Source organism: Tianweitania aestuarii, from assembly GCF_018457165.1.
Lineage (GTDB): Bacteria > Pseudomonadota > Alphaproteobacteria > Rhizobiales > Rhizobiaceae > Tianweitania > Tianweitania aestuarii.
This window is the reverse complement of sequence record NZ_JAFMNX010000004.1, coordinates 148,970-163,320: the sequence shown is the minus strand read 5'-3', so window position 1 is coordinate 163,320 and position 14,351 is coordinate 148,970. Positions and strand designations below refer to the sequence as shown.

The window sequence follows — 14,351 nt, the reverse complement described above, 5'->3', positions numbered from 1 at the left end:
GAAACAGCGGTGCGACAACAATCCTATTGTAAGGTTGTCTGATAACCTTATACCGTTGCGTTGAAAACAGATATTTGGCTGACCGGTTCGAAAGGTGGAAGCGAAGGTGAGTGGACAAGTCGATCCAGTTGTGAACGCCAGACAGCAATCGGACTGCATCCACTTGCTGGTTCAGGCGCTTGGTGACGACATGGTTCTTTCCGGACCGGCTACTGAGAAATATTGCCGGGACTGGCATGGCGATGTGACGTCGGAAGCGGTGGCGGTCCTGCGCCCGCGCACCACCAACGAAGTGGCCGATGCGGTCAAAACCTGCGCGCGCCTCGGTTTGTCGATCGTTCCGCAAGGCGGCAATACGGGTCTCGTTCTTGGCGCGCTGCCTGATCGACCAGCCGATCAAGTGGTGATCAGCCTGGAGCGCATGAACGCCATTCGCCGCATCGACCCTGATGATTTCTCTGCCGTGGTAGAGGCCGGCTGCATTCTTTCGGACTTCAAGGACGCGGTTGCATGCGAAGGCATGTTCTTTCCGCTGGCGCTTGGCGCACAAGGGTCCTGCCGTATCGGCGGCAATGTCTCGACCAATGCCGGCGGCATCAACGTTCTGCGCTATGGGATGACACGGGAACTGGTGCTCGGTCTCGAATGCGTGTTGCCGGACGGGTCGATTCTCAACGGGCTGTCGACGCTTCGCAAGGACAATCGCGGCATCGATCTCAAGCAGATCTTCATTGGCGCGGAAGGCACGCTCGGCATCATCACCGCGGTGGCGGTGAAGCTCGCGCCGCAGCCCGATCAGGTCGCCACGGCGCTTTTGGGGCTCAATTCCCTCGATGATGCGATCGCGCTTTTCCGCCGCGCCCGGCGCGACTGTTGTGACCTGATGTCTGCCTTCGAGTTCATGCCGCCGGTGGCATTCGGTCTCGCCCGCGAAGCAATTCCCGACCTCGAGATGCCGATATCTGGAGATCATGCCGCCTACGTGCTTCTGGAAATATCCGGCTCCGGTCTGGTCGACATCAACGACCTGACGGAACGGTTTCTTCAAGCCGTCATGGAGGAAGGACTGGTCGCGGATGGGGTCATCGCCAGCTCGACGGCACAAGCGCGCAATCTGTGGCTGTTCCGCGAAGGCATGAACGAAGGCCAGGCGAAGCGTGGGCCGCATCTGCGTACCGACCTTTCCGTGCGGTTGTCGCAAGTTCCTGATTTCGTCCGCGAAGCCGAGCAGGCGGTGATTGACGTCGTGCCGGACGCGATCTGCGTTTCTTATGGGCATATCGGCGATGGCAATGTTCATCTGAACGTTCTGCCGCCGGCCGGCCTTTCGCGGAACGAGATCGAGGCGCGCATTCATGATGCGAAGAAGGCCATCAATACGGTTCTCGATGCTTACAACGGCTCGCTCAGCGCCGAACATGGTATCGGCCGCTTAAAAAGGACCGAACATGAAGCCCGCATCGCGCCGGCGCAAAGGGCACTGCTTGCCGCGCTGAAACAGGCCGTGGATCCACAAGGATTGATGAATCCGGGTTGCCAACTGGAGTACGAGCGGCCTTCATAGAAGGCAGGTTTTTGGAGTTCCGGCATGTCACTCGATTTCGGTCAGATCAGGCGCAGCGAGCATCTTCCGGCGCGAATTGCTGCCCAGATGGCGCGCGAGATAACGGACGGCCACATTTTGCCTGGAAGCAAGCTGCCGACGGAGCACTTTCTGGCCAGCAGCTTCGGCGTCAGCCGCTCGGTTGTTCGCGAGGCGATTGCCCAGTTGCGCAACGAGGGTCTCGTTGAAACCAGACAAGGTGTCGGTGCATTCGCCACCGAGATGAAGGCACGCCAAACGATCCGCATCGAGCAGGACGACCTTCATGATCGGGCGAGCTTCCGGGATCTGTTCCACCTGCGCATGCCGCTGGAAATCGAAGCCGCCGGCCTGGCGGCAAGACACCATGCCGACAGCGATCTGGTGAAGCTCGACCAATGCCTGGCCACGATGATGGGGGCAGAAAAATGGACCGACCAGGGAATCGTGGCCGATCTGCTGTTTCATCGCATCATCGCGGCGGCGACCGGCAATGAATATTTCGCGCTGTTTGTCGGCTTCATAGCCGAGCGCATCAGCCTTGCCATCAACGCTGCACGAGCCGTGGCAGCTCTCGAGGAGATCGTGGAAGTGACGATCGCCGAGCATGTGGCGATCCGTGACGCGATCGCCAGCCGCGATCCGCAGCGTGCGCGCGAGGCCATGAAAAAGCATCTGCTTGGTGCAGCCGCACGACTTGATCTGGTTCTGGAAAGCTAGCTGAAAGTATTATGGCGCCGCTCGGCGGCGGCCTGTAGTGGAAGATCGTCTTTCCCAAGTTGTCGTTCATTCCGTGTGGTTTTCAGCGCTGGACAGGGACGGGAACTGTGGGTACGTCTTACAACTACCGTTGTCAGACATTCTGACAATCCGGCAAGTTGGCGGGAGGGCTGCCTTGCTGGAGACATGGGGGAGGTGTTGCTTGCATTCCAACAAGTCGCTTCGTGCTTCCGCGATTCTGCCGGAAGATGCGGCGGACGCGCTTCTGATCGGCCGCGTCTGGTCCCATTCCGCAGAGGGACCATGCCCGGTTCTCATTCGCGGCGAGCGCGTGCTGGATTTGTCGTCGGTTTCGCCAACCGTTTCGGCGCTCCTTGAACTCGGCAATCTCGTCCAGACCCTGAAAGCGGCGCGAGACCTTCCTGATCTCGGCTCTGTTGACGACTTCCTGTCCGAACAGGCTGGCGTCCTGCTGGCTCCGATCGACCTGCAGGCCATCAAGGCCGCCGGCGTCACCTTTGCAGACAGCATGCTGGAACGGGTGATCGAGGAGCAGGCGAGGGGTGACGCAAAGCGCGCCCTGGAGATCCGCGAGCGTTTGGCGCCGGTTCTGGGCGACAGTCTTCGTGGCCTCGTCGCCGGTTCCGAGCAGGCGGCGAGCGTTAAGGCGCTGTTGCAGGACATGAACCTGTGGTCGCAATATCTTGAAGTGGGTATCGGACCGGATGCCGAGATCTTCACCAAGTCACAGCCGATGTCCGCGGTCGGGTGCGGTGCGTTGGTCGGCATCCATCCGATGTCGGAATGGAACAATCCAGAGCCGGAAATCGTGCTTGTTCTTCAGGCGTCCGGCGACATCGTTGGGGCAACGCTCGGCAACGACGTCAATCTGCGCGATGTCGAAGGGCGCTCGGCGCTGCTGCTCGGCAAGGCGAAGGACAACAACGCGTCCTGCGCCATCGGTCCCGTTATCCGCCTGTTCGACGGTCAATTCACGCTGGAAACGCTCGGCAGGGTTCGGGTCGGCTTGGTTGTCGAAGGGCAGGACGGCTTTCGCATGACCGGCGAGAGCGCGATGGAAGCGATCAGCCGCAAGCCCGCCGACCTTGCCGGCCAGCTGCGCAATCGCAACCACCAATATCCCGATGGCGCGGTGCTCTTCCTCGGGACGATGTTTGCTCCGGTCAAGGATCGTCGCGGAGCAGGGCAGGGCTTTACCCACGAGATCGGCGACCGAGTCGAAATTTCGACACCCTCTCTCGGCCGCCTCGTGAACTGGGTGGATCGCAGCGATGCCTGCCCGGAATGGACCTTCGGCGTCGGCGCTTTGATGAAAAACCTGGCCAAGCGCGGCCTTTTGTAAGGTGGAATGAGAGGCAAGCAGGTGCAGAAAGCCGTTGATTTATTCTACCGGTTCCTTGAACTCCTGATGATCCTGCTTCTTTCGGGCATGTCGATCATGGTGTTCGGCAATGTCATCCTTCGATACGCCTTCAATTCCGGGCTGACGGTTTCGGATGAACTGTCGCGTTACTTCTTTGTCTGGCTGACCTTCATCGGCGCGGTGGTCGGATTCCGCGATTACGCGCATATGGGCGTCGAAACGGTGGTCGTCCGGTTCGGGCGCAATGGCCGCCTCATCTGCATGGCACTCAGCAACATCCTGATCATCGCCTGTTCGGGCATCTTCTTCTGGGGAACCTGGAAGCAATTGCCGATCAACACCAGCATGAGCGCCCCGGTGACGGGGCTGTCCATGGGATGGGTGTACGGGATCGGACTGTTTACAGGCGGGGGATGCGTGATCATCGCGCTTGAACGCCTGCTTCGTGTCCTCACCGGCCGCATCACGGAAGAAGAAATCGGCGCCTTTGCCGGTGAACATACATCTCTCGAGCATCTGGCAGAGCGCGGCTGATGACCCTTCTGGTGTTTATCGCATCGCTTCTCGGAGCCATGGCGATCGGCGTGCCGGTTGCCTTTGCGCTGGTGTTCTGCGGCGTCATCCTCATGTGGTTCATGGGGATGTATAACAGCCAGATCATTGCCCAGAACATGATCATCGGCGCCGACACATTCACGCTCCTCGCGATCCCCTTCTTCGTTCTGGCTGGCGAGTTGATGAATGCCGGCGGATTGTCGAAGCGGATCATCCAGTTTGCAATCGCCTGCGTCGGGCACATTCGAGGCGGTCTGGGCATCGTAGCCATCATGGCTGCGATCATCATGGCGAGCATCTCCGGATCGGCCGCTGCCGATACCGCCGCTCTCGCCGCGATCCTGATCCCGATGATGGCTAAGGCAGGCTACAACGTGCCACGCTCGGCTGGTCTGATTGCCAGCGGCGGTATCATCGCCCCGGTTATCCCGCCATCAATGGCCTTCATCGTCTTTGGTGTTGCTGCCAATGTGTCCATAACCCAACTCTTCATGGCCGGCATCGTGCCGGGCATCCTGATGGGCCTGTCGTTGATAGCGGCCTGGTTGATCGTTGTGCGAAAGGACAATGTTCAACCCCTGCCCAAAGCGCCGGCCAGGGAGCGCCTTGCCGCGACAGGGCGTGCTGCCTGGGCTTTAGGCATGCCGGTCATTATCCTGGGCGGCATCAAGGCCGGCATCATGACACCGACGGAAGCCGCGGTTGTTGCGGCCGCTTACGCCTTGTTCGTAGGCGTGGTGATCTACAGGGAGCTGAAGATCACGGATCTGCCGCATGTTGTTTTGCAGGCGGCCAAGACGACGTCGGTCATCATGTTCCTGGTCTGCGCGGCACTCGTTTCGGCCTGGCTCATCACCGCGGCGAACATTCCCAATGAAATCGTCGGCTATATCGAGCCGCTGATTGATCGCCCGGTGCTGCTGATGTTCGTGATCATGCTGCTGGTGCTTCTGGTCGGCACGGCACTCGATCTCACGCCGACCATTCTGATCCTGACGCCGGTGCTGATGCCGATCATCAAGCAGGCCGGTATCGATCCGATCTATTTCGGCGTCATGTTCATCATGAACTGCTGCATCGGTCTTATCACGCCGCCGGTGGGTGTCGTGTTGAACGTCGTCAGCGGTGTTGGACGCGTTCCGCTGGGCAAGGTCGTGACCGGTATCCTGCCGTTCCTCCTCGCCCAGGTCGCTGTCCTCATGCTGCTCGTTCTGTTTCCCGATATCGTCATCGTGCCAGCGCGGTGGCTGCATTGAGGGGATGAACCCGTTTCTCAAACCAACATCCATGGGAGGATTATCATGAGAAAACTGCTGCTTGCCACGACTGCAATCGCCTGCACCCTGTCTGCCTCCGTACCTGCTTTTGCCGAGTTCACGGAGCGCACGATCCGTGTCTCCAACGGTATCAACGCCGATCATCCGGTTGGAAACGGTATCGAGGCCATGCAGAAGTGCCTTGATGACAAGTCGGGCGGAAAGCTGAAGCTTTCGACCTTCTGGGGCGGCGCTCTTGGCGGTGATCTGCAGGCAACCCAAGCTCTGCGTTCGGGTGTTCAGGAAGCCGTGGTCACATCCTCGTCGCCACTCGTCGGTATCGAGCCGGCCCTCGGCGTGTTCGATCTGCCGTTCCTGTTTTCCAACTCGGAAGAAGCCTACAAGGTGCTGGACGGCAAGTTCGGCGACATGATCGACGAGAAGCTGGCGGCCGTTGGCCTCATCAACCTCGCTTATTGGGAAAACGGCTTCCGCAACCTGTCCAACTCGGTTCGCCCGGTGAACAAGTGGGAAGACCTAGAAGGCATGAAGGTTCGTGTCATGCAAAACAACGTCTTCCTCGACACCTTCCAGAACCTCGGCGCCAACGCAACGCCGATGGCTTTCGGCGAAGTGTTCTCGGCTCTCGAAACCAAGACGATCGATGCGCAGGAAAACCCGTATGTGACCATCGACACGTCGAAGTTCTTCGAAGTGCAGAAATACGTCACCCAGACCAACCATGCTTATACGCCGTTCCTGTTCCTTTTCTCCAAGGCGATCTTCGATACCTATTCGCCCGAGGAGCAGGCCGCGCTCAAGGATTGCGCCGTGGTCGGCCGCGATGTCGAGCGCCAGGTGATCGGCGATCTGAACCAGAAGTCGCTGGAAAAGATCAAGGAGGCCGGTCTTGAGGTGAATGTGCTGTCGCCGGAAGAACAGGCCCGCATTCGCGAGAAGTCCATGGTCGTTTATGACAAGCACAAGGCCGAAATCGGCCCCGATGTCGTCGAAGGCATCATGGCGGAGCTTGCCGAGATCCGTAAGTAAAGCGACCTCTTGGCGCATTTCGGCGCAATGATGGTTGCAAGAACCCGCTGCATCGCCGGCGGGTTCTTGCTTTAGGACAGGCTGCGTCAGGGTAGATCGAGAAGCGGCTCGGGTTGGCGCTTCTTCAACTGTTGCTCACGAAAGAAAATGAACAGGCCGGAGCCGATGATCAGCGTTGCGCCAAGCATCATGCTCAAGCGCGGGACATCGCCGAAGAACATCCAGCCGAAAATGATCGCCCACAAAAGCAGCGTATACTGCAAGGGTGCGACCGTGGCCGCATCGGATATCTTCAGTGCCCGGTTAACGAGCATGTGCGCGCCCATCGCAACGACGCCTAGCAGACATAACAAGCCGAACTGGGAGGCAGACGCGATCGGCTTCCAGTCCGACGGAGCGAACAGGAGACCGGCGAAGCCTGCTCCTGCGAGCTGGAACAAAACCAGCGTCTTGTCCGGTGTCGCTCGAAGTTTTCTGCCGGACAGCAGCATGAACGCGAACGCGAAGGTGCCGACGAGCGAGATGATGGCGGGCATGGTGAACATTGCGCTGGACGGTTCCAGCGTGATGATCACGCCGAGAAAGCCTACGAAGATTGCCGTCCACCGCCGCCAGCCGACCTTCTCGCGCAAAAGAAGAGGCGAGGCCGCCGCCACATAGATCGGCGCGGCTAGCCAGTAGGTCATCACGTCAGCCAGCGACAGATACATTACCGCATAGTAGAAACAGAATACCTCCAAGGTCGAGAACAGCACCCGAGCCACCTGCATGAGCGGCTGCTCGGCCGTGATAATCGGCTTGCGTCCCGCCATCCAAAGAAACGGCGCCAGGATCAGCAACGCCGCCAGGCTGCGGATGAGAATGACCTGGCCGAGACCATGGCTTGCGACCAACCACTTTCCGATTGCATCGTTCAACGCAAACATCAGCATGCCGAGCAACATCAGGCCCGGCCCCGCAATCGAACCGATGCCCAAGCCCCTGGCGTTAGTGTCGCTTTGAGTGGCCATGACTAAGCTCAAGCAGGTCAGATAGATGGTGGAAACGTCGGTACCGCGGCGGCTGACGGTGAGACCCGCTCGAGATATCGCTTAAGTTTTAATCCATCGATCGACTATAGCAAGGGGCTGGACGTTGCAGACTTGCCTACACTTATATGTCTCACCCTTATGCTAAGATGCAACAAGCATCCTTCTGAGCTGTTGAACCCATGGCCACACTTGCCGACGTTGCTGCCCAAGCGGGGTGTTCGCAAGCCACTGCGAGCCGGGCGCTGACGAAAAGCGGTAAGGTCAGCGAGAAGATGGTTCGCCGCGTGGTCAAGGCTGCGGTCGAACTCGGCTATCGCGCGCCTTTTGGCGCTTCAGGTACGAGCTCGCGACGACGCGCGGTGGTTGGCGTGCTGATCCCCAGCATCACCAATCCGGTTTTTGCGACATCCGTGTCGGTAATCCAGAACCGCATGCTGATGGCAGGCCATCGAGTGCTGATCGCACTATCGAACTACGATCCGGCGCAGGAAGCCGATGCGATTGCCACACTTTTGGTGGAGCGTCCGGCCGGCCTTATCCTGACGCTTTGCAATCCCGGCTTGGATCTGGCTGTTTCTGGCGAGATGCCGCATGTGGTTCTTATGAACAATCGCCCGTCCGAGCGTTTTCCCGCAGCGGTCGCGGCGGACAATCATGCGGCGGGCTTTGTCATGACGCGCCATCTGATCGAGCATCACCACCGATCGATCCTGTTTGTGTCCGGCAGTTTCGCCTCGTCCGATCGTGCGCTGCAGCGTTATGCCGGCTATCGTGCGATGATGGAAAAAGCCGGCCTGCAGCCATTGGAAGCGCTTGAAGTCGGCTTCGGCGATTATGATGGGCTCGATCTCGGAGAGGCCTTGCGCATCGCCCGGCCCACAGCAATCATTGCTTCCAACGATCTTCTGGCACTTGGTGTCATCGGGGCGCTGCGTCGCGACGGTTTGTCTGTGCCGGACGACATTTCGGTTGCCGGGTTTGATGGCATTGCCATCGGACGAATGATCAATCCCGTGTTGACCACGATCGAGATGCCCGATGTCAGCATCGGAGCGGCTGCGGCTTCGCTTTTGCTCGACATGGCGGATAATGGTGCAGCACCCCGTCACCTCGAGATCCCGTTCAGTTTACGGGCCGGCGGCACGGTTCGCAGGCTTTGATCCACCCAGACGACAACGAAAAAAGCCGCCCGGCAGAGCAGGGCGGCTTCGGTTCATCTGAGCGCTGTTACTTGCGCGGCAGGAGGCGCTTCACTTCGCTTGCGGCGTCATCGAGCGCTTCTTGCGGCGTGGCCGACTGATCAACCACGCGCGACGTGTTGTCGACGATGGCCTGAGTTACGCGAACGCCGTTGGCACCGGGAAAAGCATACCAGGGGATCATGCGCGGCATCTGCTTGAGACCGGCCTGGAACAGCGGGTTTTCTTTATAGAAGTCGCCGAGATATTCAGGCGACTTGGCGGCCAGTTCGTTGTTGGGAACGTAACCGGTGCCGGGAACGACGACCGAAGCGCCGTAAGGGCCGGCAGCGAACTTCGCGAACTTCCAGGCTGCGTCCTGCTTGGCTTCATCCTTGGTCAGGATCACCACGGCATTGCCACCGGTCGGCAGCTTGCCGTTTTCAGGATCGATCAGCGGGATTTCAGCCGTGCGCAGGTCGAACTTTTCGCCGACATTCTTGATCGTGTTGCGCAAAGCGCCCGTGGTCTGGAATGCAAAGCCGACCTTGCCTGCAACAAAGGCCTGTTCGCCGGCTGGCTTGGTGAACACCGGCATGCCGGCTTCCTTGACCATGCGGTCGATGATTTCCATGGCTTTCTGGCCTTCGGGGCCGTTGAACGTGACTTCGCTCTCGTCTTCGTTCAGCATCGTGCCGCCGGCGCCGAACAGAAGCGCTGAAAACATCCAGTCGTCACCCTGCCAGCGGAAGTCGATGGAATCGACGCCGTTGCCGAGCGCCTTGATCTTGGCACCGAGCGCAATCACCTCGTCCCAGGTCTTGGGCGGATTATCGGGATTGCCGCCGGCCTGTTTCACCAAATCGGCATTGTAATACATGATCGGGTTGGAGGTCGCGAAAGCCAGGCCCACCTGCTTGCCGTTGACCTGCGCGAGCTTCAGGATCGTGTCGGAAAAGCCCTGTTCCGCCATGGAGTTCTGATCGTTCTGGATCAGCGGGCCCATATCGACGGGGATGCCGCGCTCGTCGGCCATACGCAAACGGTTGAGGCCGATAAAGGTCAGGTCCGGCATTTCGGACGTGCCGGCCTGGCGCATGATCGTCTGGATGCCTTCCTCATAGGTTGCGGAAGGATTGGCGAACTGGATGGTGATGTCCGGATTTTCTTCCATGAACTTCTTCGAGATCGTGTCCATGACGTCCTTGAAGAAGCCGGGCATCGGATAATGCACGGTCAGCGTCGTGTCGGCAAAAGCCGGAAAGGCAGTAGTGACCGCGACCGCAGCGGTCGCGAGCAGCTTGGTGAAGTGCTTCATGAGGGAATGCTCCTTGGGAAGATGAAACCGGTCAGCCTTTGAGACCGGTCATGGTGATGCCCTCCACGAACCGCTTCTGAGCCAGCAGAAAGGCAGCGACGAGGGGAAAGGTGATGATGAGGGTGGCGGCCATCAGCGCGCCGTAGTCGTCTCCGGCCTCGGCGGCGCGGAAGTAAAGAAGGCCAAGCGGAGGTGTTGCATAAGCCTGGTTCGACACCACGATCAGCGGCCAATACAAGTCGTTCCAGTGCGCAACCACGGAGAAGATCGAGAAAGCGGTGATCGCCGGCCACGCATTGGGTACGATCACCCGGGCGATGATGCCGACCTCGCTCATGCCATCGAGCCTTGCCGCATGGATCAGATCATCCGGCATGGAGCGGAAGAACTGCAGAAACAGGAAGATGCCGAACACGGAGATGGTGAAAGGGGCGACCAGCGCGACATAGCTGTTGAGCGCACCCACCCGGTCGAAACCGACGTAAAGGGGCAGCGCGGTTGCGTGGATCGGTACCAGCAGGCCGAGCATCACCAGCACCATCATGGCGCGAGCCGCGCGGAACTTCAGCTTTGCCATCGCATAAGCGCAAGGCACGGCGACGATCACCTGGATCACGAGGATCAGAAGGCAAACAACAACGCCATTGAACAGCAAGGTCGGCATCGACACGCGCGACCATGCCTTGGCGAAGTTCTCGAAGAAGTACCAGCGCTGCGGAATAAGCGTCAGCGACGACGTGAAGATGTCGCTCTGCGTTTTTCCGGCCGTCGAGATCATGAAGATATAGGGGCTGAGGAAAACCAGAGCGCCGAAGCCGAGCAAAGCGAGCCGTGCGATCCGGGCTGGAGGAAAACCATTGGAGGTCATGTGTAATGCACCTGCCGGTCCTGGATGCGGTATTGCACGAACATCAGGACGATCAGAATGAGGAGGAAAACCACGGTCATGGCGGATGCGTAGCCGACCCGCAAATACACGAAGCCTTCCTGGTAGATGGTGAAAAGCAGCACTTCCGACGCTTTGTTCGGTCCGCCTTCGGTTAGCGTCTTGACCGTTTCGAACACTTTCACGGCGTTGATGACGCTGATGGTGGTGACAAACAGGGTGGTCGGCCCAAGCATCGGCCAGGTCACCAGACGAAAGCGATCCCAGGCCGAGCGCGCACCATCCACTTCCGCCGCCGAGTAAAGATCGCGCGGAATGGCGGTAAGGCCGGCAAGAAACAAAACGAGGTTGAAGCCGACCGTTTGCCAGATGCCGATGAGCGCCAGGCTGTAAAGAACGGTGGAAGATGCGCCGAGCCAGTTCGGCCCTTCGATCCCGACCAGGGCGAGCAGGGCATTGATCGGCCCGATGCTTGGATGAAATAGGTACTGCCACACCGTCGCCATCGCCACGATCAAGGATGCCACGGGCAGGAAGTAGGCCGTGCGGAAGAAGGATCGGCCGATGCCTTCCGCCTCGATCAGCATGGCGAGACCCAGCGCCAGAAAGATCGAAACCGGTGCCACGATCGCGGCGTAGATGAATGTGTTCCAGAGCGACTGTTTGAAAGTCCGGTCGTTCAGGAGTTCGGCGTAGTTCTCGAAGCCAACAAAGCGAAAGCCGGAATAGCCGAGTTCAAAATCGGTGAAGCCGAGCGTAACGACGGCACAGACCGGAAGGATGATAAACAGAAACGTCAGCAAGATAGCGGGCGCAGCGAGCATCCAGGCCGCACGCGCTTCATGCCGGTCCGCATCGCTGCGTGGAATTGCGCGCACGGACACGGGGCTGGGGGACGAGGAAGCGATGACCTCAGCCATAGGCACGTTCCCGCAGATCGCTGTCCATCACCGGCGTCGAAAACAAGCGACGACCGTCTTGTGCGAACACGAACAAGCGTTCGGGCGCAGCGTTCAAACGGATCGGCATGCCGGCCGTGAGACCCGCGCCTTCTGCTGGCGTGAGCTTGGCGATCATCGTGTCGCCGGACTGATCGAGACGGCTGTGAACGATGATCTCGGATCCGAGAAACTCGATGCGCTCGACCTTTGCCGGCATGCCGCGACCTTCACGCGAAACGCTGACAAATTCCGGCCGAATGCCGAGCGTGACGGAAGAAGCTGCCGCAACATCGATACGCGACAGGCCGCAGCGCGCTTCGCCAAAGCCGACCGTACCATCGGTGTCGACCTGCATGCTGAGAAGGTTGATGCGCGGCTGGCCAACGAATTTCGCGACCTCGATATGGCGAGGATCATCATAGATCACGGCAGGCGGCGCCAGTTGCAGCAGCGCACCGCCGATCATCACGGCAACACGATCGGCCATCGACAAGGCCTCGGCCTGGTCATGCGTGACGTAAACCGTCGGCACGCCGGCGCGGCGATGCAGGTCCACGATCTCGCCACGGGCATGCACGCGCAGATTGGCATCGAGGTTCGACAGCGGCTCGTCCATGAGGAAGACGGCTGGACGCCGCACCATTGCACGGCCGAGTGCCACGCGCTGTCTTTGTCCGCCTGACATCTGGCCAGGCTTGCGGTCCATCAGATGGTCGATCTTCAGCGAAACGGCCATGTCGCGCACATCGCGCTTGATCTCGGCCACAGCCTGACGTTGGCCGGGCATCAACGGACCGAGAAGCGGCAGGCGCTGTGCGCGCGTCAAACGGCGCATCACCAGCGGAACCGCAATGTTCTGCGCGGCCGTCAGATGCGGATAAAGCGCATAAGACTGGAACACCATGGCGACGTTGCAGGCCGCAGCCTGCAACTTGGTGAGATCCTGATCGCCAACCGTGATCATGCCGCTATCGGCCGTTTCCAAACCGGCAAGGATGCGCAAAAGCGTGCTCTTGCCGCAGCCCGACGGGCCAACCAAGGCGATGAACTCGCCGGGCTCGGCATCCAGGCTGACGCCCTTCAGGATCTGATTTCCGTTGAAAGATTTCTCGATAGCGCGAAGTGAAAGGGCGCTCATGCCGCTACCTCCGGCGGGGCGTCCCATGGATAGACTTCATGCACGACATCATCGATCACATGCGCGGTCATGCCGGGCACGGTGACGATCGCGCTGCGGACATCGCCGTTCAGCTCATGCACGGCCGCGCCGACGCGGCGCTCGCCCGGCATCTCGCGCTCGAGCTTGTCGATCACGAAGGCCGCCGACGGTGCCCAGGTCAGAGCCGTGTTCTTGTAACGGCCCTGCCAGGCCCAATGCGTATGGCCGCTGCCCACCAGCGCCACGTCATGGGCAGCGATGAGGTCGAAAACGCGCTGACGCGGTTCAGGACGGAAGCCCCAGTAACCGGTTTCGCCTTCATCCGGCGCATCCACGAAAAGCGGCTTGTGCGAAAACAGCGCAACGCGACGGCCGCCGCGCTCCTGAAGGACTTTTTCCAGCCATTCGAACTGCATCGCTTCTTCGTCATTGTCATGCCCGAGCAGAAGCGCGTTGATGCCGACCAGTCGCCATCCCTTCGTGTCTTCCACGAAACGGTCGCTGCCCACCAGGCCACGCCAGCGCTGCAGACGCGCGGCATTGGCGGGCTGGTGCATATCCGGATAATGGCCGACGTCATGATTTCCGGGCACGATCAGCATCGGTGCCGGCAGCTGGCCCATCAGGTCCATGGAAAAGGTGATGTCGGCTTCGTGGTCGGCGCCATCAACCGTCAAGTCGCCGGTATGCACGATGAGATCGGGATTCTGGCCCTCGATCCAATTCAGCAGCGGCGCCCAATTGCCGTTGAAGTGACGCTTTTCAGGGCTGAAATGCGTGTCGGTGATCTGGATGATTTTCAAGGCCGTCTCCGAATTCACGGAGGACATCGCTTCCGCGACGCCTCACTCGGAGCGGGCTCTAACGCCTTTGCATGTCGTGCACGTAACAGACGTTTCAGCCTGTTTCCAATTCTGTCACAGAACCGACACTAAGCGACAGCGGAGGACTGGAGACACGCGGGATACCCGTGGACACCTCAGCGGATTTTCCGGCGTTGCGGTGAAATAGTGCCTTCTGATGCCAAGCTGGCCGCGACGCATGCAGCTTGTCGTCGTATAATGTTACATCCAGTTGGACCAAAGAAGGCCACGGTGGTTGTACTATGGTCTTCTGGCTGAAAGCCCATCGACAGTGGTCTCTCTCAGACCCTTATCGGAGCACCGTGGAAAAGGTCTTTCAGATTAGGAAGAGCGGCAGCTATTTGTCCGCGTTACTAGATGCAAAGTTCTTCTGTCATGGGCAAAAAGACAGCCTGCAGGCCAATGCTGCGCTTTAGCCTTCCATTGTT

At 59.6% G+C, this 14,351-nt stretch carries 13 protein-coding genes; 7 read left to right on the top strand and 6 right to left on the bottom strand.

The genetic code is table 11. The annotated features are described in order from the left end of the window. Positions 1 to 190: 190 nt before the first annotated feature. The 6 genes from JYU29_RS15475 (at position 191) to JYU29_RS15450 (ending at position 6,547) form a co-directional block, all read left to right on the top strand. Entirely contained in the window at positions 191 to 1,564 is a 1,374-nt protein-coding gene (locus tag JYU29_RS15475) for an FAD-binding oxidoreductase (RefSeq protein ID WP_213985864.1), read from the top strand. A gap of 24 nt (positions 1,565 to 1,588) precedes the next feature. Further along, positions 1,589 to 2,302 (top strand): FadR/GntR family transcriptional regulator, encoded by a 714-nt coding sequence (locus JYU29_RS15470; RefSeq protein WP_213985747.1) that lies wholly within the window; start codon positions 1,589 to 1,591, stop codon positions 2,300 to 2,302. Positions 2,303 to 2,504: 202 nt separating this feature from the next. After that, the gene (locus JYU29_RS15465; protein ID WP_213985746.1) at positions 2,505 to 3,665 is read left to right on the top strand and encodes a fumarylacetoacetate hydrolase family protein; all 1,161 of its coding nucleotides are present in this window, start codon (positions 2,505 to 2,507) and stop codon (positions 3,663 to 3,665) included. A 21-nt stretch (positions 3,666 to 3,686) separates the two neighbouring features. Beyond that, on the top strand, positions 3,687 to 4,220 hold the full coding sequence (locus tag JYU29_RS15460) for a TRAP transporter small permease (RefSeq protein WP_213985863.1): 534 nt from the start codon (positions 3,687 to 3,689) through the stop codon (positions 4,218 to 4,220). Next, complete coding sequence (locus tag JYU29_RS15455; RefSeq protein WP_213985745.1) at positions 4,220 to 5,497, top strand: TRAP transporter large permease; 1,278 nt, start codon at positions 4,220 to 4,222, stop codon at positions 5,495 to 5,497. Before JYU29_RS15460 ends, JYU29_RS15455 begins: the two co-directional genes overlap by 1 nt. A 45-nt stretch (positions 5,498 to 5,542) precedes the next feature. After that, positions 5,543 to 6,547, top strand: coding sequence for a TRAP transporter substrate-binding protein (locus tag JYU29_RS15450; RefSeq protein ID WP_213985744.1), 1,005 nt, complete (start codon positions 5,543 to 5,545; stop codon positions 6,545 to 6,547). Between the two features lie 86 nt (positions 6,548 to 6,633). Here the strand turns inward: JYU29_RS15450 and JYU29_RS15445 are convergent, their stop codons facing one another. Continuing rightward, positions 6,634 to 7,557, bottom strand: a complete 924-nt coding sequence (locus JYU29_RS15445) for a DMT family transporter (RefSeq protein ID WP_431192869.1) — start codon at positions 7,555 to 7,557, stop codon at positions 6,634 to 6,636. Positions 7,558 to 7,757: 200 nt separating this feature from the next. Here JYU29_RS15445 and JYU29_RS15440 point away from each other — a divergent pair, with 200 nt between their 5' ends. Next, positions 7,758 to 8,738 carry a LacI family DNA-binding transcriptional regulator gene (locus JYU29_RS15440; protein ID WP_213985743.1) on the top strand — a complete coding sequence of 327 codons (981 nt, stop codon included), beginning with the start codon at positions 7,758 to 7,760 and terminating at the stop codon, positions 8,736 to 8,738. Between the two features lie 67 nt (positions 8,739 to 8,805). Here JYU29_RS15440 and JYU29_RS15435 read toward each other — a convergent pair whose 3' ends face one another. Genes JYU29_RS15435 through JYU29_RS15415 form a run of 5 tightly spaced genes read right to left on the bottom strand, consistent with a single transcriptional unit; the run spans position 8,806 to position 13,863 of the window. After that, a complete protein-coding gene (locus JYU29_RS15435) occupies positions 8,806 to 10,074 on the bottom strand; it encodes an ABC transporter substrate-binding protein (RefSeq protein WP_213985742.1) in 1,269 nt (422 codons plus the stop codon). A 31-nt stretch (positions 10,075 to 10,105) separates the two neighbouring features. Next, positions 10,106 to 10,942, bottom strand: a complete 837-nt coding sequence (locus JYU29_RS15430) for a carbohydrate ABC transporter permease (protein WP_213985741.1) — start codon at positions 10,940 to 10,942, stop codon at positions 10,106 to 10,108. Next, complete coding sequence (locus JYU29_RS15425; protein ID WP_213985740.1) at positions 10,939 to 11,880, bottom strand: carbohydrate ABC transporter permease; 942 nt, start codon at positions 11,878 to 11,880, stop codon at positions 10,939 to 10,941. Before JYU29_RS15425 ends, JYU29_RS15430 begins: the two co-directional genes overlap by 4 nt. After that, positions 11,873 to 13,039: an ABC transporter ATP-binding protein gene (locus JYU29_RS15420; RefSeq protein ID WP_213985739.1), complete on the bottom strand. Its 1,167-nt coding sequence runs from the start codon at positions 13,037 to 13,039 to the stop codon at positions 11,873 to 11,875. The genes JYU29_RS15425 and JYU29_RS15420 overlap by 8 nt, the downstream gene beginning before the upstream one ends. Further along, positions 13,036 to 13,863, bottom strand: coding sequence for a metallophosphoesterase family protein (locus JYU29_RS15415; RefSeq protein WP_213985738.1), 828 nt, complete (start codon positions 13,861 to 13,863; stop codon positions 13,036 to 13,038). Before JYU29_RS15415 ends, JYU29_RS15420 begins: the two co-directional genes overlap by 4 nt. Positions 13,864 to 14,351 lie beyond the last annotated feature (488 nt).

Bases quoted from the DNA above. Each gene is read 5' to 3' on its own strand.
- JYU29_RS15475 (WP_213985864.1), top strand. From the start codon at position 191: ATGGTTCTTTCCGGACCGGCTACTGAGAAATATTGCCGGGACTGGCAT.
- JYU29_RS15470 (WP_213985747.1), top strand. From the start codon at position 1,589: ATGTCACTCGATTTCGGTCAGATCAGGCGCAGCGAGCATCTTCCGGCG.
- JYU29_RS15455 (WP_213985745.1), top strand. From the start codon at position 4,220: ATGACCCTTCTGGTGTTTATCGCATCGCTTCTCGGAGCCATGGCGATC.
- JYU29_RS15450 (WP_213985744.1), top strand. From the start codon at position 5,543: ATGAGAAAACTGCTGCTTGCCACGACTGCAATCGCCTGCACCCTGTCT.
- JYU29_RS15445 (WP_431192869.1), bottom strand. From the start codon at position 7,557: ATGGCCACTCAAAGCGACACTAACGCCAGGGGCTTGGGCATCGGTTCG.
- JYU29_RS15440 (WP_213985743.1), top strand. From the start codon at position 7,758: ATGGCCACACTTGCCGACGTTGCTGCCCAAGCGGGGTGTTCGCAAGCC.
- JYU29_RS15435 (WP_213985742.1), bottom strand. From the start codon at position 10,074: ATGAAGCACTTCACCAAGCTGCTCGCGACCGCTGCGGTCGCGGTCACT.
- JYU29_RS15430 (WP_213985741.1), bottom strand. From the start codon at position 10,942: ATGACCTCCAATGGTTTTCCTCCAGCCCGGATCGCACGGCTCGCTTTG.
- JYU29_RS15425 (WP_213985740.1), bottom strand. From the start codon at position 11,880: ATGGCTGAGGTCATCGCTTCCTCGTCCCCCAGCCCCGTGTCCGTGCGC.
- JYU29_RS15420 (WP_213985739.1), bottom strand. From the start codon at position 13,039: ATGAGCGCCCTTTCACTTCGCGCTATCGAGAAATCTTTCAACGGAAAT.